Origin of the sequence: Kitasatospora sp. NPDC056651 (assembly GCF_042792155.1) — a bacterium.
Taxonomy (GTDB): Bacteria; Actinomycetota; Actinomycetes; order Streptomycetales; family Streptomycetaceae; genus Kitasatospora.
On record NZ_JBHTWX010000056.1, the window covers coordinates 1 to 18372 of the forward strand.

An 18372-nucleotide genomic window follows, 5' to 3' on the forward strand; every position below is an offset into this window, starting at 1 on the left:
GCCCGGTTACATTCCGAACCCGGAAGCTAAGCCTCACAGCGCCGATGGTACTGCAGGGGGGACCCTGTGGGAGAGTAGGACGCCGCCGAACAATTCTTCAGAATTGAACCCCCATCCGGTTTCCGGATGGGGGTTCTTCGCGTTTCCGGCCGAGGTCTACGGCTGGAGCGGTGCACCGCCGGCCCGCTCCGGCGTCGGTGCGTGCCGCACGTGCCGGTGCAGCAGGACGAGGCCCAGTGCGAGGCTGACCGTCATGTCGAGCACCTGGAGCCAGTCCGGGGTCCGGCCGGGCGAGTAGATCTGCAGGTAGTCCGCCAGGGCGTGTACCAGGACCAGCGGCCAGATGCTCCCGATGGTGAGGCGTGCCGCGGCGAGGCAGAAGCCGAACAGGCCGGCGGACAGGACCTGCCACTGGGTGTTGTTCCAGGACGCCCCGAAGAACAGGTAGTTGTCCAGGTGTTCCGCCCCGAACAGCACCGTGCTCAGCACCACCGCGCGTACCGTGCCCAGCGGCTGTGCGACCTGGAGGATCAGTGCGCGATAGCCCAACTCCTCGCTGAGGCCGACGCCGAGCGTGAGCGCCACTCCTCCGATCAGGGTCGGAGCGTCACCAGTGATGCCGGGCAGCGCCGCGAGGCCGGACACCACCACGACGGGTAGCAGGACCGGCCATCGGGCGAGCCTGCCCCACGTCGTCACCCCCGCGACGTGCGTCAGCCCCCAGGCCCGCAGCAGCGCCAGCGCCGCCGTGGCGGCCACCAGGTTGACCACCGTCGGACCCAGCTGCGGGAACCAGTTCGGCGACAGCGGAGGCAGCAGCTTCGCCACCAGTACCACCACGCCCTGCCACCCCAACGCGAGTTCCACCGCCCCGAGCGCCGGCCTCCGGCGAACGTGCTCTCCCCACCGTGTCACCATGCGGCGAGCATAGGGCAGGAGTCGGACTTCGGAGCCCCCGTCGAAGAGGGTCGCCGAGGACGAAGTCTCCGGCCGTGAAGTGAAGTTGAGAGCGGAGGCGGAGGCGGAGGCGGAGGCGGGGGTGGAGGAGTCGGTGCGGCGGTCAGCCGCCGCGGCGGGGCAGCCAGGCTCGTCGGCGCGGTGTGGCCACCGGGCCGGCGGTCGGCGGGTGGAGGGCGGCGACGGCGCTGCGGATCAGGATGCGCACCCCCTCGGCCGCGGTCTCGGCCGACATCGACGCGCTCCGCTCCTGGTCGGCGGTCTGGCTCGGCAGGTACGGCAGCTGCGCGAACCCGCCGTGCAGCCTCGGGCGTTCGGTGGCGATCAGGTGTGCCAGCCCGTAGAAGACGTGGTTGCCGACGTGGGTGCCCGCGGTGTGCGAGACGGTGGCGGGGATGCCGGCCTGCTGGATCGCCTCCACGCAGGCCTTGACCGGCAGGGAGGAGAAGTACGCGGCCGGGCCGTCCGGCACGACGGGCTGGTCCACCGGCTGGTTGCCCGTCCGGTCGGGCGCCCTGACGGCGTCGTCCAGGTTGATCGCGACCCGCTCGACCGTGAGGTCGGGGCGGTTGCCCCCCTGGCCCGTGGCGATGACCAGGTCCGGTTCGAACCGGGTCACAGCCCGGCGCAGTTCGGTGACCGAGTCGCCGAACGCCCAGGGCAGCTCGGCGAACTCCAGGGCCACTCCGGCCGGCGGACCGGCGACGACCAGCCGGCCCGCCTCCAGGGAGGAGTTGAGGGGATCTCGGCCGAACGGTTCGAAGGCGGTCAGCAGGACGCGGATGATGGCGGACCTCCCAGCGCACGTGGACGTACGGACCCGATTTGTGCCGTTCGAGCGTAGGGCCGTCCCGAATGTCCCGGCAAGGCCCGCTTGTTGCCGGGGATGCGCCACCGCGGTGTCAGGTCCGGCGCAGCGCACCGTCCGCGCGCAGGGAGTCGAGGGTCGGGTAGCCGTCCACGGCCATCAGGAGGTCGGCCTCGGCGAGCAGGGAGCGCAGCACGTGCACGATGCCGTCGGTGCCCTCCAGGGCCAGGCCGTAGGCGTACGGGCGGCCCACGCCGACGGCGGTCGCGCCGAGGGCGAGCGCCTTGACGACGTCGGTGCCGGAGCGGATGCCGGAGTCGAAGAGGACGGGCAGGCCGTCGGCGGCCTCGACCACGTCGGGGAGCAGGTCGAGGGCGGCCAGACCGCCGTTGGCCTGGCGGCCGCCGTGGTTGGAGCAGTAGACGCCGTCGACGCCGCCGTCCCTGGCACGGCGGACGTCCTCGGGGTGACCGATGCCCTTGAGGAGGATCGGCAGGTCGGTGAGCGAGCGCAGCCAGGGCAGGTCGTCCCAGGTCAGCGGGTTGCCGAAGACGCCGGCCCACTCCAGGACGGCCGCCTGCGGGTCCTCCTCCGGCGCCTTGGCGAGACGGGCGCGGAACACCGGGTCGGAGGTGTAGTTGGCCAGGCAGTGTCCGCGCAGCTGCGGGAAGTTGGCGGTGGCCAGGTCGCGCGGGCGCCAGCCGGTGACCCAGGTGTCCAGGGTGACGACGATGCCCCGGTAGCCCGCGGCCTCCGCCCGGTGCACCAGGCTCTCGGCCAGTGCCCGGTCGGTGGGGGTGTAGAGCTGGAAGAAGCCGGGGGTGCCGCCGAACTCGGCGGCCACCCGCTCCAGCGGATCGACCGTCAGGGTGGAGGCGACCATCGGCACTCCGCTCCGGGCGGCGGCCCGGGCGGTGGCGAGGTCCCCGTGGCCGTCCTGGGCGCACAGCCCGATGACCCCGATCGGCGCCATGAACAGCGGGGTGGGGAGCCTCATGCCGAACAGGTCCACGGAGAGGTCCCGGGTGTTCGCGCCGACCATCATCCGCGGCACCAGGCCCCACCGTGCGAAGGCGGCCACGTTCGCCCGCTGGGTGGACTCGTCGCCCGCCCCGCCCGCGACGTAGGAGAGCACCGGGGCTGCCAGCGCCGCGCTCGCCCGCGCCTCCAGTTCGGCGAAGGCCATCGGCATCGTCGGCAGCACGCCGCCGAGCCCGTTCAGGTAGATCTCGTTCTGGTAGTCGCCGAACCGCCCGTGGAACGCCGGGTCCATCCGCTCGCCGTCCTTCCGTCCTCGGCCGCCCGGGACCGTCCCGGCCGGCGCTGCTCGCCCGCCCCGCCGTCAGGCCGGACGGACGGGCGGCACCCCGGCATTCTCACCGTGTGCGGAGCGGAGGGCCAGGGGTCGGGGGCAGCACGGTCACGACACCGGCTCGGGACGGACCAGGTGGCCGTACCGCCGGACGGCGGCCGCGGCGAGCAGGGCGACCGCTCCGCCGAGCAGCATGACGGTGCCGGGGGAGGAGTGGTCCACCACCAGGCCGCCGGTCAGCGCGCCGATCGAGAAGCCGGCCTGGAACGCGGAGGTGAACACCACGCCGGCGCCTTCCGGCGCGTGCGGGGCCGCCGCGAGGAACCAGCTGAGCGAGCAGACCGGGACGGCGCCGTACGCCACGCCCCAGAGCGTCAGCAGGACGGCGGCGCCCGGAGCGCCGGTGCCCAGCAGCGGCAGCAGCAGGGCCGCGCAGGCGAGCAGGACGGCGGCCGCGCCGAACACCGGCCGCAGCGCCCGTGCCGCCCGGCCGCCGGCCAGGACGTTGCCGAGCAGTCCGGCGGCCCCGTAGACGAGCAGCAGGCCGGTGAGCAGGCCGCCGCCGGCGTGGGTGGTGCCGGCGAGGAAGGGGGTCACGTAGGTGTAGCTGCCGAAGTGGGCCAGCACGATCAGGAAGGTCACCGCGATGCCGGTGCGGGTGCCCCGGGCGGCGAGCAGTCCGCGCAGCACGTCCAGGCCGGTGGTGGTGAGCGGGGGCAGCGGCGGCAGTGAGCGCAGCAGGGCGGCCAGGGCGAGCAGGGTCAGCCCGGCCATCGCGAGGAAGGCCGCCCGCCAGCCCGCCACGGAGCCGAGGAACACGCCCGCCGGCACCCCGAGCACCGAACCCAGCGGGACGGCGGAGAAGATCACCGTGTGGGCCCGGGCCTGCCGGTGCTCCGGGACGAGGCGCGGGGCGAGCCCGGAGCCGATCGACCAGAACGCCCCGATGACCAGCCCGAGCGCGATCCGGGCGGTCAGCACCGCCCAGTAGGCGGGGGCGCACGCGCTGAGCAGGTCCGCCAGGGCCAGGAGGAGCATCAGCGCGCCGAGCATGGTCCGCCGGTCCGCGCGCCTGGTGGCGACGGTCACCACGGGCGCGGCGACGGCGGCGACGATGCCGGGCAGGGTCATCATCAGCCCGGCCGTGCCGGGGGAGATCCGGAAGGTGGCGCCGATCGGGGTCAGTAGGCCGATCGGCAGGATCTCGGTGGTGACGATGGAGAAGACGCCCGTCGTGACGGCGAGGACGGCGAGCAGGCCGCCGCCCCGGGCCGGGGTCCTCGGGGCGGGCGGAGCGGAGCGCGGGGTGGTGCCGGTCGGCATGCCGGGGTCCTGTCGGTCGGTGCTGGGTCCGCCCCGAAGTCCACCAAGCCGACCGGGGGTTGGGCTGGCGTGAATCCGACGTCAACGCTTCCGTGGCGGTCCGGCGGTACCTCGCGTCGGACACCGGGGGTGGCCCCAGCGGACGGAACCGGTGGTGCGGAGGGCTCGTCACATGTCGGTGTCGGTGTCGCCGGTGGTGGTGAAGCGGTTGCGGTAGTCCGTGGGCGTGGTGCCCAACTGCCGGGCGAAGGCGCGGCGCAGGGTCTCGTCGCTGCCCAGGCCGCTGAGCCGGGCGGCGGCGGTGATGCCGTGGCCGTCGAGGAGCAGTTGCTGGGCGCGGTCGAGACGGACGCGCTCGACCCAGCGGGCGGGGGTGGTGTGCAGTTCGGCCTGGAAGAGCCGGGCCAGGTGGCGGGTGCTGACGGCGGCGGTGGCGGCCATCGCGGGCAGGCTGTGGTCCGCGGCGGGGTCGGCGAGGACGGCGTCGGTGAGGGCGCGCAGCGGGCCGCTCCGGGCGGGCGGGGTGGCGAGGGCGGTGGAGAACTGCGACTGGCCGCCGGGGCGCTGCATGAAGACGACCAGTTCGCGGGCGACGGCGCGGGCGGCCTCGGCGCCGTGGTCGTGCTCGACCAGGGCGAGGGCGAGGTCGATGCCCGCGCTGATGCCCGCACTGGTGTGGTACCGGCCGTCCCGGATGTGCAGGGCGTCGGGCTCGACCCGTACCCCGGGGTGGCGGAGCGCGAGGGCGGCGGCGTGGCGCCAGTGGGTGGTGGCGCGGCGCCCGTCGAGCAGCCCCAGCGCGGCGAGCACGAAGGCTCCGCTGCACACCGAGGCGACCCGCCGGGCCCGTCGGGTGAGGCTCTCCGCGGCGGCGAGCAGGTGTCCGTCGGGGCTCCGGGCGGCCAGGTGGTCGGCTCCGGCGACGACCAGGGTGTCGAGGCGGTCCGGGAGGTCCGGTGGTGCGGCGGTGTCGGCCAGGGCCACGCCGTTGGCGGTGGTGACGGTGCCGCCGTCGGGGGAGACCAGGACGGTCCCGTACCGGTGGCCGAGCCGTGCCGCCTGGTGGAAGACCTCCAGCGGGCCGCTGGCGTCGAGCAGCGTCACCCCGTCGAACACGAGGAAGGCGACCCGGTGCGTCATGTCCGAATCCGAGGGCTGGTCGTCCGTTCCGACATGGCGGCAGCCTACGCCCGCGGGCGAGGGTGGAGGGAATCGACCGAACGGCTCCCGAAAGCGGAGGAACCATGACGAACGAGACGATCGCGGGCGTGCGCGTCCCGGACAGCGCCCTGGCCCGGGAGGCGACCGAGCTGGTGCGGGAGGCGGCCTCGCCCCTGCTGTTCGACCACTCGCGCCGGGTGTTCCTGTTCGGGGCGCTGCGCGGTGCCGAGCAGGGGCTGGAGTTCGACCCGGAGCTGCTGTACGTGGGCGCGATGTTCCACGACCTCGGGCTCACCGGGCGCTTCGCCCGGACGGACCAGCGCTTCGAGATCGACGGGGCCGACGAGGCCCGCCGCTTCCTGGCGGCCCACGGCATCACCGGGGAGCCGGCTGACCGGGTCTGGACCGCCATCGCCCTGCACACCACCCCGGAGATCCCGTTGCGGATGGCGCCGGAGATCGCCCTGGTCACCCGGGGCGTGGAGCTGGACGTGCTGGGGATCGGCTACCACGCGGTTCCCGCCGAGCGGCGGGAGGCCGTGGTGGCGGCCCATCCGCGGCCCGACTTCAAGAACCGCATCCTGGCCGCGTTCACCGAGGGCGTCAAGGACCGCCCGGAGACGACCTTCGGCAACGTCAAGGCGGACGTGCTCGCGCACTTCGTGCCCGGCTTCGAGCGCGGTGACTTCGTGGAGGTGGTCAAGGGCTCCGACTGGGCGGAGTGAGGGTGCGCCAGGTGTGCGCCACGTGCCGCGGAGGGCAGCCCGAAGGCCCGGTCGGCGTCGCCCGGCCGGGTTTGACGGGTGCCCGGACTTCCACCACCCTTCCACTAATCGAATAGTGAAAGGGTACTTTGCCGATGGCCGTGTCCGTCCCCCCGCCCCGAACCCGTTCGAGCGCGACCCGCCTCCCGGCCGCTCTTCCGGCCGGCGTCCCGGCCGCTCTCCCGGCCACGCCGGCCATCGTCCGCCGCCCCGCCAGGGCCACGGGCCGCTTCGCCGGGTTCGCCCTCCGCCGCCTCGCCGGGTTCGCCCGCCGACCCGCCGTGCTCGCCTGGGGCCTGGCCGCCGCCTTCGCCTCGCTCTACGCCTGCGTCGCCGTCAACCGGCACCGGCGCGGCCTCACCAAGGCCTACGACCTGGGCATCTTCGAGCAGGCCGTCCGGGCGTACACGCACGGCCAGGCGCCGATCGTGCCGCTCAAGGGGCCCGGCTACCACCTGCTCGGCGACCACTTCCACCCGCTGATCGCGCTCCTCGCCCCCGCCTACCGGGTCTTCCCGAGCGCGCTCACCCTGGTCGTCGCCCAGGCGTTGCTGATGGCGCTGGCCGTCGTCCCGCTGACCCGCTGGGCCCACGAGGTGGCCGGGCCGAAGGCGGCGCTGCTCGTCGGCTGTGCCACCGGGGCCTCCTGGGGGATCGTCCGGGCGGCGGCCGACGACTTCCACGAGATCGCCTTCGCCGTCCCGCTGCTCGCCTTCGCCGCCACCGCGCTCGGCCGACGCCGACCGCTCGCCGCCGCGCTCTGGTCGCTGCCGTTGGTGCTGGTCAAGGAGGACCTGGGGCTGACGGTGGCCGCCGTCGGCGCCCTGATCGCCTGGCAGGCCCGGCGGGAGCGGCGGCGCAGCCCGCTGCCCGGGCTCGCCCTCGCCGCCTTCGGCCTCGCCGCGACCGCGCTCATCGTGCTGGCCGTGCTGCCGGCCTTCAACCCGGGCGGGGGCTTCGACTACTGGCGGCAGCTGGACGGCGGCGGGCCGTCCTCGCCCTGGGGGCTGCCGCTGCGGTTGGGGTGGCCGCCGGTCAAGTGGCTGCTGCTGTTCCTGCTCGCCGCCACCGCCGGCTTCCTCGGTGTGCGCTCGCCGCTCTTCCTGCTCGCCGTGCCCACCCTCGCCTGGCGGCTGTTCTCGACCAACTCGCACTACTGGGGCGTCAGTTACCACTACAGCGCGGTGCTGATGCCGGTCGCGCTGGCGGCCCTGGTCGACGTGCTGCGGCGTTCCGACGCCCGCCGGGTCCGCCGTGCGCTCGCCGTCAGCGCCCTGGTGACGGCGGTGACGCTGCCGCTCTACCCGCTGCACGAGGTGGTGATGCCCGAGGCCTGGCGAACCTCGCCCCGGCTCGCCGAGACCCGGGCGCTGCTCCACCGGATACCCGACGATGCCACCGTCGCCGCCTCCAACCGGCTGGCGGCCCAGCTCACCGGCCGGGCGGAGGTCACCCTGGTGTGTCAGCGGCCGGTGGGCCCCGGGCCGCAGTGGGTGGCCGTCGACCTGCGCGATCCCAGCGTGCAGTCCCCGTGCGCGACCGCCGACACGGCGCGGATGCTGGCCGTCTACCGGGATCGGGGCTACCGGCCGCTTGTCGACCGGGACGGCCTGCTGCTGCTCCAGCGGCCCTGAGCGCTTCGAGCGGGGACACCCCCCGGGCCCGGCTTGACCGACGCGTCGCGGTGGGCCACTATTCCGCTATTGAACTAGTGAAAGGCCGAATTGCGGGTGATCGAGTACCGCATCGAGCGGCGCAGTGGCGTCTCCACCTACCAGCAGATCGTGCAGCAGACCAAGCAAGCCCTGCGGCTCGGGCTGCTCCAGCCCGGGGACAAACTGCCGACCGCCCGGGAGGTGGTCGAGCTGACCGCGATCAACCCCAACACCGTGCTGAAGGCCTACCGCGAACTCGAACGCGAAGGGCTGGTCGAGCCCCGCCCGGGGCTCGGCACCTTCGTCCGGCGCTCGCTCGCCCGGCCGGGGGCGGCGGCGGACGGGCCCCTGCGCGCGGACCTGGTCGGCTGGGTGGACCAGGCCCGTGAGGCCGGGCTGGAGCGTGAGGACATCGCCGCGCTGATGGCCTCCGTCCTGGAGCAGCGCTTCGACAGCGGGGTCTCCGGCTCCGGGGCCTCGGGCTCCGGGGCTTCCGATTCCGCGGCAACACCGAACTGAGAACAGTGGGGGGACCGGGTGGACGACCCGATGACCGACCGGGCGGACGGCCCGACGACCCTGGCGCCCGCGCCCGCGCCCGCGCCCGCATCCGAGCCGGAGCCCGGGGCGGCGCTGGTGGCCGCCGGCCTGGGCAGGAAGTACCGCGGCGGCTGGGCCCTGCGCGACTGTGACGTCGCCGTCCCGGCGGGGCGGATCTGCGGCGTGGTGGGCCCCAACGGGGCCGGCAAGAGCACCCTGCTCTCCCTCGCCGCCGGTCAACTCAAGCCCACCGAGGGGCAGTTGCGGGTGCTCGGCGCCGCGGCCGGCGCGCCCGAGCTGCGCGCCCGGGTCGCCTACGTGCCGCAGGACAAGCCGCTGTACCCGGGCCTCACCGTCGCCGAGACGCTGCGGATGGGCCGCGAGCTCAACCCGGTCTGGGACGAGCACGTGGTCCAGCAGGTCATCGACCAGGGCGAGTTGAACCCCAAGGCGCGGATCGGCTCGCTCTCCGGCGGCCAGCGGACCAGGGTCTGCCTCGCCCTCGCCCTCGGCAAGCTCCCCGACCTGCTGCTCCTCGACGAGCCGATGGCCGACCTCGACCCGCTCGCCCGGCACCAGCTGATGGGCACCCTGATGTCGGCCGCCGCCGAGCGCGGCACCAGCATCGTGCTGTCCTCGCACATCCTCCCCGAACTGGACGGCGTCATCGACCACCTGCTCCTCGTCCAGCGCGGCACCATCCGGCTGGCCGGCGACCTGGAGGAGATCCTCGACGGGCACCACCTGCTCACCGGTCCGACCGCCGAGGGCGCCGCACTCGCCGACGAGACGGTGATCGAGAAGCGGACCAGCGGCCGCCGGACCGTCGCGCTGGTCCGCGCCCCCGAACCGCCGGACGGGCCGTGGGAGAGCGAGCGGCCGAGCCTGGAGGACCTGCTGCTCGGCTACCTCCGGGCGCCCGCCGCCCCGGAGCAGCGGAACGGGGTGGCCGCGTGAACACCACCGTCCTGACCGACCGCACCACCGCTCCGGCCGCCCCCGCGACGCCCGGTCTGCGCGGGCTCTTCTGGCTGGTGTTCCGGCAGAGCCGCCTGCTCCTGCGGACGTCCGGCGCGCTGCTGGTGCTCGCGGTGGCCGGCCTCCTGTGGATCCACTTCACCAGCCGCGACATCGTCGACGACCTGGAGCGGACCGGCTGCTGGAGCCCCGACTCCTGGAACAACAGGAGCTGCTGGAACCTCGTCCAGCCGATCGACCGCCCGGTCTTCTGGTACTCCGAGGTCCTCCAGCCCGCCGTCACCCTCGTCCCGCTGTGGATCGGCGTGTTCGTCGGCGCCCCGCTGTTGGCCCAGGAGTACGAACGCGGCACCATCCGGCTGATCCGCGCGCAGTCCGTCGGCCCGGTCCGCTGGCTGGCCGTCCGCCTCGGCGTCCCCGTCGTCACCGTCCTGGCCCTCAGCGGGGTGATCGCCACGCTGATGACCTGGGTGTGGTGGACCGACATCGTGCACGGGCCGGCCGCCTTCGACCCGCCGTTCCAGGCGTTCACCTACCCGGTCCTCGGCCTCGCCCCGATCGCCTGGTCCCTGTTCGCCCTGGTCCTCGGCGTCCTGGTCGGGCAGCTCGTCCGCCGCACCGTGCCCGCGATGTTCCTCACCGGCGCCCTCGTCGCCATCGCCCATGGCCTCGTCATCTGGGCCCGCCCCTCCTTCTACCCGGCGGTGGACCGGGTGGCCGCCGTGGGCGTCCCGCAACCGACCAACGCCTGGAGCCTCGGCCGCGGCATCATCCTGCCGGACGGCACCCGCGTGAGCACCGACAACTGCCTCTTCTCCTCCAGCGGAAGCCCCGGCTGCGACGGCGCCGTCGCCTCCTGGGCCCGCTACCACCCCGCCGACCACCTCGTCCCCATCCAACTCGTCGAGGCCGGCATCCTCCTGACGCTCACGCTGCTCCTGCTGGTCGTGGTCTTCCGCCGCATCCGGGCGTAGCGCCCCGCGGGCCGGCCCGCCCGGCCGACGCGACGGCGGCCACCCGCACCACCCCGTCCCCCCGGCACCGCCGGGGGGACTTCGGCATGTCCGGCCTCCGTCGAGGTGGCGGCGGGGCCCGGAGCGGGGCGCGACTCCGTCGGGGCCGTCGGGCCGTCGGGCTGTCGGGGGCTGGGGCGGGCCGGGTCGGGGGGTGGATGGAATCATGGGGGTTCGGGTGCGGAGCGGGACGGGAGCTGGCGGTGGGGGAGCGGCGGCGGGGTGGGCGGCGGCCCGGGGCGGTCCTCGCCGAGGCGGAGGCGTTGCGGGCGGCGGCCGGGGCGGTGGTGGCGGACCACCGGGCGGTGGTCGAGCAGGTGCGGCTGGCGTACGTGGAGCTGCGGGACCGGCTGGTGCGGGAGGAACTCGGCGCCATCGCGGTGGGCCGGCTCCGGGATGTGACCGAGGGCCGACTGCGGGTCGGGGCGCTGGAGGCGGCCGGGCTGGGGACGGTGCGGCAGGTGGCGGAGGCCTCCCCGTACGCGCTCCAGTTGATCCCGGGAATCGGTGCGCAGACGGCGGCGCAGGCCCTCGCGGCCGCCGCGCAGATCACCAGGGCCGTCGAGCAGAGCGTGGCGGTGCGGCTGGACGTCGAGCAGCGGGACGAGGCGAGCACCGCGCTCGTCGTCGCGCTCCAGCGGCTGGTGGCCGCCGGGCCGGAGGCGCGGCGGGCCAGGGAGACGGCGGAGCGGGTCCGGGTCGAGGTCGAGCCGCTGGTGGCGGCCGCCGGGCCGGCCCGCGGGGTGTGGCGGGGGCTGTTCGCCGGGCGGGAGCGGCGGGCACGGGCACAGGCGGCGGTCGAGCGGCTGGAGGAGGTGCTGGCGGAGTCCGGGACGCGGCAGGTCCCGGTGCTGCTGGCCCAGGCCTCGGTCGACCTGCTGCGCCCGCCGCTGGACCCGGTCGAGGCATGGACGGACTTCGAGCTCCGTTCGGCGGACTACTACGGCGTGCTCGGCGGGATCGCCGGGGAGGCCGGGGCCGAACTCGGCGCCGCCGAGGGGTTCCTGCCGGAGGTGCTGTCGGACCGGGTCCGGGCCGAGCCGCTGGACGACTCCCACTGCCGGGTCTCGCTGCGCGGCTACCAGTCGTTCGGGGCGCGCTTCGCGCTGGCCCAGAAGCGGGTGATCATCGGGGACGAGATGGGCCTCGGCAAGACGGTGCAGGCGATCGCCGTGCTGGCACACCTGCGGGCGCGGGGGAGCACCCACTTCCTGGTGGTCTGCCCGGCCAGCGTCCTGATCAACTGGACCCGGGAGATCGGGTCGCGCAGCACCCTGCGGGCGTACCGGGTGCACGGCCCGGAGCGTGAGGCCGCGCTCGCCGAGTGGCTCCGGGAGGGCGGGGTCGCGGTGGTGACCTTCGACGGGCTGCGGCGGCTGGAGGCGGCGGAGGTCGCGACGGCGGCCGCGGTCGGCATGCTGGTGGTGGACGAGGCGCACTTCGTCAAGAACCGTGCCGCGCAGCGCTCGCGGGCGGTGGCCGCCTGGGCGGAGCGGGTGGAGCGGGTGCTGTTCCTCACCGGGACGCCGATGGAGAACCGGGTGGAGGAGTTCCGCGCCCTGGTGCAGTACCTCCAGCCCGAGCTGGTGCCGCGGATCGGGTACGGTCCGGCGGTCGCGGGGCCGGCCGCCTTCCGCCGGGTGGTGGCCCCGGCGTACCTGCGCCGCAACCAGCGGGACGTGCTCACCGAGCTGCCCGAGCTCGTGCACGTGGACGAGTGGGAGGAGTTCTCGCCCGCCGACCTCGCCGCCTACCGTTCGGCCGTTGCGGCGGGCAACTTCCCGGCGATGCGCCGGGCCGGGTACGCGGAGCCGGAGGAGTCGGCCAAGCTGAGGCGGCTGCTGGAGATCGTCCGGGAGGCGGCGGACAGCGGGCTGAAGGTGGTGGTCTTCTCGTTCTTCCGCGATGTCCTGGCGGCCGTCCACACCGCCCTGGAGCGGCGGGCGTTCGGCCCGATCGACGGCTCCCTGGGGTCGGAGCGGCGGCAGTCGGTGGTGGACGAGTTCAGCGCCGCGCTCGGGCACGCGGTGCTGCTGTGCCAGATCCAGGCCGGGGGCGTGGGGCTGAACATCCAGGCGGCCTCGGTGGTGATCCTCTGCGAGCCGCAGGTCAAGCCGACCCTGGAGGAGCAGGCGATAGCGCGCTCCCGCCGGATGGGGCAGGTCCGGCGGGTACGGGTGCACCGGCTGCTGGCGGCGGACACCGTCGACCAGCGGATGCTGGACCTGCTGCGGGTGAAGGGCCGGCTGTTCGACGACTACGCGCGGCGCAGCGAGGTGGCGGAGTCGACTCCGGAGGCGGTGGACGTGTCGGAGCAGTCGCTGGCGGCACTGATCGTCGAGGAGGAGCAGCTGCGGCTGGCGGCCTCAGCGGACGGACCGGCAAGGGAGGGGGACGGACCGGCGGACGGGGGTGACGGCCCGGCGGACGGGGGTGACGGCCCGGCGGACGGATCGGCGGACGGGCCGGCGGCCGAGGAGGACGGTCACTCGTCGGCCAGCGCGCGCAGATAGGTGAGGACGGCGCGCACCCGGCGGTGGCCGGTGTCGGGGGTGGGCATGCCGAGCTTGCCGAAGATGCTGCCGATGTGCTTGTTCACCGAACTCTCGGCGAGGAAGAGCAGCCGGGCGATGGTCGGGTTGTTGTGGCCCTCGGCCATCAGGGCGAGCACCTCGCGTTCGCGCGGGGTGAGGGCGGCCAGCGGGTCGGGGCCGGCGTGGTGGGCCATCAGCTGGGAGATGACCTCGGGGTCCATCGCGGTGCCGCCCGCGGCGACGCGCGCCAGTGCCCGGAGGAACTCCTCGGCGCGGCCGACCCGGTCCTTGAGCAGGTAGCCGACGCCGGTGGCGCTCTGGGCCAACAGCTCGGCGGCGTAGGCGCGTTCGACGTACTGGGAGAGGATCAGGACGGGCAGCGCGGGTATCCGGCGGCGGGCCTCGACGGCGGCGCGCAGGCCCTCGTCGCGGAAGTCCGGCGGCAGCCGGACGTCGACCACGGCGACGTCCGGGCGCTGGTCGAGCAGGGCGGGCAACAGGTCGTCGCCGTGCTCGACGGTCGCGCACACCTCGTGGCCCTCGCTGTGCAGCAGCAGGACCAGGCCCTCACGGAGCAGGGCGTTGTCCTCGGCGATCAGGACCCGCACGGGACCTCCACCTCCAGTACGGTCGGGCCCCCGGGAGGGCTGGACAGACGGGTGCTCCCGTCGAACGCGGCGACCCGCCGGCGCAGGCCGGGCAGTCCGCTGCCGGTGCCCTCGACGGCGCCGCCCCGGCCGTCGTCCTCGACCCGGACGGCGATGGCGTCGGCGGTGATCCGCAGCCGGACGAGGGCGCGGCGGGCGCCGCTGTGCCGGGCGACGTTGGCGAGCGCCTCGGAGACCACGAAGTAGGCCGCGGCCTCGGCGGCGGCCGGTGCGCGGGGCGGCGGCCCGGCCGGGGGTAGGGCGTCGAGCTCCACCCGGGTGGGCACGGCGCAGCGGTCGGCGAGCGACCGGACGGCCTCGGCGAGGCCTCGGTCGGCGAGCAGCGGCGGGTGGATGCCGCGGACCAGGGCGCGCAGCGACTCCAGGGCCTGTTCGGCGACGAGCTGGGTGGAGTCCACCAACTCCGCTGCCTGTTCCGGGCGTTGGTCGAGGGCTCGGCGGATCATGCCGAGCCGGAGCGAGACGGCCACCAGGTTGGCCTGGGCGCCGTCGTGCAGGTCGCGTTCGATCCGGCGCAGTTCGGCGGCGTGGGCGTCCAGCGCCTCGGAGCGGGTGGTGGTCAGCTCCTGGACGCGCCGGGCGAGCGAGGCGCGGGGCCGGGCGACGAGCAGCCGGCGGGAGGCCCGGGCGTGCAGGTCGGCGATCGGCGCCAGCGCGGCCAGGGCGAGCGCGGCGTAGCCGATCCCGTCGGCCGCCGCGGCGGCCGACATCGGCCAGGAGTCGACGGTCAGCAGGATGATCTTCCCCCGCTCGTCCGGCAGCAGCTGCCACCAGATCGGCGCCGTCAGCCAGTTGACGGCGTGGCTGCACAGGGTGAGGGCGGCGCCCGCCAGGGCCGTCCCGGCGGTGCCGTGGGCGAGCAGCCAGAGCAGGTCCTTGCGGACGGCCGGGTCGCGCAGGGACGCCCGGTCGCCGTACGGAGTGCACGGCCGGTCGCCGCCCAGCCGGCGGCCGACCCGCCGCCGCTGGAACTCGGCGCAGTGGCGCAGCAGTCGCAGGGCGGGCGGGAGGAGCGGCAGGCCGACGCCGACCAGGCAGAGGGCGAGGACGACGAGGAGGAGGCAGAGCCCGACCAACGCGACCAGACCGGTGCCGAGGCCGAGGACGAGGTAGCCGGCGGCGGCGGGGGAGCGGCGCACCGCGGACCGTGCGACGGAGCGCAGGCCCGACCGGGTGGCGGACCGGGCGCTGGACCAGGCCGTGGCCGCGGCAATTCCTGGCGCCCGCACGATGGTTCAGTGCCTCCGAGCCCGCGGTCCGACTTTTCGATCACCCTAACACCGGCCCCGGAGCCGGCCGCGGCCCGGAGCCCTTCCCCCGGCGGCGGGGCCCCTCCACAATGGGGCGGTCGATCGCCGAGGTGGGGGGCCGGGATGGAGTGGTTGCCGGGGATCGGGGGAGCCCTGCTGCTCGGCGTGGTGACCAATCTGGTGTACGACTTCGCCAAGTACGGCGGCTCGCGGCTCGGCTCCCGGCCGCCGGCGCCGCGGGTCCGGCGGGCGAGCCTGACGACGGCGGCGCGGGCGCACGACGTGCGGGCGGACGGTCTGGCGCCGCTGGTCGTACCTCGTGCCGCTGGTGGCCCGGGAGGCCTGGCGGGCGGCGCAGCAGGAGCGGGGGTAGGGCGGAACCGGCGTTGCCGGAGTGAGAACGGTCCTTCCGGGAACGGGCGTTCCGCGGGGAACAGCCGGTTCGGGGGCGGGACGGCCGGTTCCACAGGGGAACAGCCGGTTCCGGGACGGGACGGCCGGTGTTCCGGGGCGGCACGGGACCGCTCAGCCGACGGCGGCCCGCCAGTCCGCCGGCCCGCTGGCCGGAAGGTGTCCGGGCAGCCCCGGCGTCCAGCGCTTGGAGCCGTCCGGTAGCACGGCCAAGGCCTCGACGCCGGCCCGGCGGGCGGCCCAGGCGAGGGCGCGGTCCGGGCCCATGGCGAAGGCGGCGGTGGCCCAGGCGTCGGTGCGGGCGATGCCGGTGCCAGGCGAGCCGACCAGGGTGAGCGAGGCCAGGCCGTCGACCGGGCGGCCGGTGTGCGGGTCGAGGATGTGCGCGCCGCGCTCGGCGGTGCCCGAGGTGGCCACGGCGAGACCGTGGCCGGCCAGGACGGCGGCCAGCAGTCCGGGGCGGCGGGGGTCGGCCACGCCGATCCGCCACGGCCCGCCGGCGGTCTGCACGTCCCCACCGCCGCTGACGCAGTACTGCCGGGCGCCGGAGGAGCGCAGCAGCTCGGCCGCCCGCTCGACCGCCCAGCCCTTGACCCAGCCGCTGGGGTCGAGCCGGCCGCCGGGCCGCTCGGTGAAGTACCCGTCGGTCTCGGCGGCCACCTCACGGCAGGCCGCCAGGACGGCGGGGACCTCCGGCGCGCAGTCGGCCAGGTCGAGTTCGCCCCGGTCGAGGCGGCTGATGTCGCTGTCCGCCCGGTAGGGGGAGAACACCGCGTCGAGCCGGTGCAGCCGCTCGGCGATCCGCTCCACCACGGCCGGGGTGCCCGGGCCCGGGTCGCGCACGGTGACCGAGAAGACCGTCCCCATCACGGGCTCGGCGTGGCGGAGCACGGCGCCTCAGCCCTTGGCCCGGTCGAGGGCGCTCTGCAGCGAGCGGACGTAGCCGTCGCTGGTGTACGTCGCGCCGCTGACCACGTCGATCTGCGCGCTCTGGGCGGATATCGCCTCCTGGTTGAGGATCGGCAGCGCGGAACCGTTGATCTCGCGGTCGCGCCGCTCGGAGTTCGGGTACTTGACCACGTCCACGGCGGTGATCCGGCTCCCCGCCAGGGTGACCTGGACCTGGACCGGGCCGTAGCGGGTGTTGACGGTGTTGCCGCTGACCTTCCGGGTGGCGCCCGGGGCGGCGGCGGGCGCGGACGGCGCCGGGGAGCCGGCCGGGCCGGGGGAGGCGGCGGTGCCCGCCGACGGTTGCGAGACGTCGGACCCGGACCCGGCGGCGGAGCCGGAGCCCGACCCGGAACCGGCCGCGGGCCCGGAGCCGGAGCCCGGGCCCGAGCCGATCACCGGCGTGGGCCCGGCCGCCTCGTGCGGCTTGAGGGACAGCAGCAGCACCACCCCGGCCGCGGTGGCGGCGCTGGTGACGACGGCTCGGCGCATGGAAATCGACGCTCCTCAGGTGCTCGGTGAGCCGGACCGGCTCAGAACGAAAAGCTCTCGTGGTGGATGCGGCCGGGCCGCACCCCTGCCGCCCGCAGCGCCCGCACGGCCTCCTGGGCCAGGGCGTCAGGGCCGCACAGGTACACCTCGTGCTCGGCGAGGTCCGGGACCAGCCGGGCCAGCGCGGCCCCGAGGTCGCCGACCTGCTCCCGCGAGCCGAGCAGTTCGTGCACCGCCGCACCGCGCCGCCGGGCGACCTCGGCCAGCTCCACGCGGAACAGTACGTCCTGCGGTCGCCGGGCCCGCTGGACCAGGGTCAGCTCGCCCGGCAGCGTCTCGAACAGGGCGCGCAGCGGGGTGATCCCGACCCCCACGCCGAGCAGCAGCACCCGGCGCCGGCGCAGCCGCCGCCCGGTGAACGCCCCGTACGGGCCCTCGGCGCGCACCCTGGTCCCCGGGCGCAGGGCGGCCACCGCGGCACTGTGCCCGCCGAGGTCCTTGACGGTGAAGCGCAGGAAGCGGGGGTGCGGCGGCGCGGACAGCGAGTACGGGTTGGCGGCCCAGCGCAGCCCGGGCGCCTGGAACTGGAGCCGGAAGAACTGGCCCGGCTCGGCGCCCAGCTCGTCCAGCCGCCGCCCGGTCAGGAACAGCGACACCACGCCGGGGCCCTCCGGCCGCACCTCGGCGACCTCCAGACGGTGGCGCCGGTCGAGCAGCCACGGCCGGAGCAGCCGGAACCAGCCGAGCAGCGCCGCCGTGCCGAAGTAGAGCGCGTACCAGGCGGCCTGGCCGGGGCCGCCCGCCAGGTCGGCGCCGGTGACCAGCTGGTGGGAGAAGGCCAGCGCGACCGCGAGGTAGGTCGCCAGGTGCAGGTAGTACCAGGTCTCGTGGGCGAGGCGGCGGCGGGCGATCCGGGCCGAGACCGCGCCGGTGCCGAACAGCAGCAGGGTGCCCAGGGTGGCCTTGAGCATCTCGGGGTAGTGGAAGACGAGCTCCACGCCCTCGCCGATCAGCCCGCGCCCGTCGGTCAGCGCGTAGCCCCAGGTGACCGTGAGCACGTGCACCGCGACCAGCGCCACCATCCAGCGCCCGCCGAAGGCGTGCCAGCGGGCCAGCCGGTCCGCGCCGACCCCGCGCTCCACCGGCGGCATCCGGGCCATCAGCAGGATCAGCACCGGCGCGGCGTACCCGGCCAGCAGGCCGGTGATCCGGCTCGCGTCGGTCAGCCAGCCGGCCGCACCGACCACCGCGGGGGTGTCCTTCCACCAGAGCGCGAGCACGCCGAGCGCGCCCACCGCGATCAGGACGAGCGCCGCGCGCGGGTCCAGGGCGAACGGCGCACGCGGCGCCGCCCGGTGCCCGGGGCGGTCGGGTGCCGCCCGGTGCCCGGGCCGCGACGTCGGTGCGGCGGCAGTGCTCATCGGGAACCTCCTCAGCCCCGGCGGCGAGTGCCGCCGAGGCCGCCCACGATCGCACCGCAAGCTCTGAGCCGGCTCTGAGTCGACTCAGAGCCGAGCCGCCACGGCAGTCGCCCGCGGCATCATCGTCCCAGGTCAAA

At 75.3% G+C, this 18372-nt stretch carries 16 protein-coding genes and 1 rRNA gene; 7 read left to right on the plus strand and 10 right to left on the minus strand.

Features of this window, described 5'->3' with window-relative positions; all coding sequences use genetic code 11:
- Positions 1-91 (plus strand): 5S ribosomal RNA (rrf, locus tag ACFRAR_RS21855); the annotation flags it as partial.
- A gap of 65 nt (positions 92-156) precedes the next feature.
- On the opposite strand, the gene ACFRAR_RS21860 is transcribed toward rrf, so the two are convergent.
- The 5 genes from ACFRAR_RS21860 to ACFRAR_RS21880 form a co-directional block, all read right to left on the minus strand.
- Positions 157-867, minus strand: a complete 711-nt coding sequence (locus ACFRAR_RS21860) for a CPBP family intramembrane glutamic endopeptidase (RefSeq protein WP_380699789.1) — start codon at positions 865-867, stop codon at positions 157-159.
- Positions 868-1060: 193 nt separating this feature from the next.
- Positions 1061-1744 carry a pyroglutamyl-peptidase I gene (pcp, locus tag ACFRAR_RS21865; RefSeq protein ID WP_380699838.1) on the minus strand — a complete coding sequence of 228 codons (684 nt, stop codon included), beginning with the start codon at positions 1742-1744 and terminating at the stop codon, positions 1061-1063.
- Between the two features lie 115 nt (positions 1745-1859).
- Positions 1860-3038 carry an alpha-hydroxy-acid oxidizing protein gene (locus tag ACFRAR_RS21870; protein ID WP_380699790.1) on the minus strand — a complete coding sequence of 393 codons (1179 nt, stop codon included), beginning with the start codon at positions 3036-3038 and terminating at the stop codon, positions 1860-1862.
- A gap of 147 nt (positions 3039-3185) precedes the next feature.
- Positions 3186-4400: an MFS transporter gene (locus ACFRAR_RS21875; RefSeq protein ID WP_380699791.1), complete on the minus strand. Its 1215-nt coding sequence runs from the start codon at positions 4398-4400 to the stop codon at positions 3186-3188.
- 168 nt (positions 4401-4568) lie between these two features.
- The gene (locus tag ACFRAR_RS21880) at positions 4569-5540 is read right to left on the minus strand and encodes a GlxA family transcriptional regulator (RefSeq protein WP_380699792.1); all 972 of its coding nucleotides are present in this window, start codon (positions 5538-5540) and stop codon (positions 4569-4571) included.
- A gap of 104 nt (positions 5541-5644) precedes the next feature.
- Between ACFRAR_RS21880 and ACFRAR_RS21885 the strand changes: the two genes are divergently transcribed.
- From ACFRAR_RS21885 to ACFRAR_RS21910, 6 genes are all read left to right on the plus strand, one after another.
- On the plus strand, positions 5645-6286 hold the full coding sequence (locus tag ACFRAR_RS21885) for an HD domain-containing protein (protein WP_380699793.1): 642 nt from the start codon (positions 5645-5647) through the stop codon (positions 6284-6286).
- A 134-nt stretch (positions 6287-6420) separates the two neighbouring features.
- Positions 6421-7959: a DUF2079 domain-containing protein gene (locus ACFRAR_RS21890; protein ID WP_380699794.1), complete on the plus strand. Its 1539-nt coding sequence runs from the start codon at positions 6421-6423 to the stop codon at positions 7957-7959.
- A gap of 96 nt (positions 7960-8055) precedes the next feature.
- Positions 8056-8499, plus strand: a complete 444-nt coding sequence (locus tag ACFRAR_RS21895) for a GntR family transcriptional regulator (protein ID WP_380699795.1) — start codon at positions 8056-8058, stop codon at positions 8497-8499.
- A 30-nt stretch (positions 8500-8529) separates the two neighbouring features.
- Positions 8530-9477 (plus strand): ABC transporter ATP-binding protein, encoded by a 948-nt coding sequence (locus ACFRAR_RS21900; RefSeq protein ID WP_380699796.1) that lies wholly within the window; start codon positions 8530-8532, stop codon positions 9475-9477.
- The gene (locus tag ACFRAR_RS21905; protein ID WP_380699797.1) at positions 9474-10472 is read left to right on the plus strand and encodes a hypothetical protein; all 999 of its coding nucleotides are present in this window, start codon (positions 9474-9476) and stop codon (positions 10470-10472) included. Before ACFRAR_RS21900 ends, ACFRAR_RS21905 begins: the two co-directional genes overlap by 4 nt.
- 197 nt (positions 10473-10669) lie before the next feature.
- On the plus strand, positions 10670-13024 hold the full coding sequence (locus ACFRAR_RS21910) for a DEAD/DEAH box helicase (RefSeq protein WP_380699798.1): 2355 nt from the start codon (positions 10670-10672) through the stop codon (positions 13022-13024).
- Here the strand turns inward: ACFRAR_RS21910 and ACFRAR_RS21915 are convergent.
- From ACFRAR_RS21915 to ACFRAR_RS21935, 5 genes are all read right to left on the minus strand, one after another.
- A complete protein-coding gene (locus ACFRAR_RS21915; RefSeq protein WP_380699799.1) occupies positions 12997-13653 on the minus strand; it encodes a response regulator in 657 nt (218 codons plus the stop codon). The two genes, ACFRAR_RS21910 and ACFRAR_RS21915, sit on opposite strands and share 28 nt — an antisense overlap.
- Entirely contained in the window at positions 13641-14852 is a 1212-nt protein-coding gene (locus ACFRAR_RS21920; RefSeq protein WP_380699800.1) for a sensor domain-containing protein, read from the minus strand. Before ACFRAR_RS21920 ends, ACFRAR_RS21915 begins: the two co-directional genes overlap by 13 nt.
- Positions 14853-15488: 636 nt before the next feature.
- Positions 15489-16265 carry an FAD:protein FMN transferase gene (locus ACFRAR_RS21925; protein ID WP_380699801.1) on the minus strand — a complete coding sequence of 259 codons (777 nt, stop codon included), beginning with the start codon at positions 16263-16265 and terminating at the stop codon, positions 15489-15491.
- 6 nt (positions 16266-16271) lie between these two features.
- Complete coding sequence (locus ACFRAR_RS21930; protein ID WP_380699802.1) at positions 16272-16814, minus strand: FMN-binding protein; 543 nt, start codon at positions 16812-16814, stop codon at positions 16272-16274.
- 41 nt (positions 16815-16855) lie between these two features.
- Positions 16856-18235, minus strand: a complete 1380-nt coding sequence (locus tag ACFRAR_RS21935) for a ferric reductase-like transmembrane domain-containing protein (RefSeq protein ID WP_380699803.1) — start codon at positions 18233-18235, stop codon at positions 16856-16858.
- Between the last annotated feature and the right edge of the window lie 137 nt (positions 18236-18372).

Excerpts from the sequence above, each read along its gene's own strand:
- ACFRAR_RS21870 (WP_380699790.1), bottom strand. The coding sequence starts at position 3,038 with ATGGACCCGGCGTTCCACGGGCGGTTCGGCGACTACCAGAACGAGATC.
- ACFRAR_RS21875 (WP_380699791.1), bottom strand. The coding sequence starts at position 4,400 with ATGCCGACCGGCACCACCCCGCGCTCCGCTCCGCCCGCCCCGAGGACC.
- ACFRAR_RS21880 (WP_380699792.1), bottom strand. The coding sequence starts at position 5,540 with ATGACGCACCGGGTCGCCTTCCTCGTGTTCGACGGGGTGACGCTGCTC.
- ACFRAR_RS21885 (WP_380699793.1), top strand. The coding sequence starts at position 5,645 with ATGACGAACGAGACGATCGCGGGCGTGCGCGTCCCGGACAGCGCCCTG.
- ACFRAR_RS21890 (WP_380699794.1), top strand. The coding sequence starts at position 6,421 with ATGGCCGTGTCCGTCCCCCCGCCCCGAACCCGTTCGAGCGCGACCCGC.
- ACFRAR_RS21900 (WP_380699796.1), top strand. The coding sequence starts at position 8,530 with ATGACCGACCGGGCGGACGGCCCGACGACCCTGGCGCCCGCGCCCGCG.
- ACFRAR_RS21910 (WP_380699798.1), top strand. The coding sequence starts at position 10,670 with ATGGAATCATGGGGGTTCGGGTGCGGAGCGGGACGGGAGCTGGCGGTG.
- ACFRAR_RS21930 (WP_380699802.1), bottom strand. The coding sequence starts at position 16,814 with ATGCGCCGAGCCGTCGTCACCAGCGCCGCCACCGCGGCCGGGGTGGTG.
- ACFRAR_RS21935 (WP_380699803.1), bottom strand. The coding sequence starts at position 18,235 with ATGAGCACTGCCGCCGCACCGACGTCGCGGCCCGGGCACCGGGCGGCA.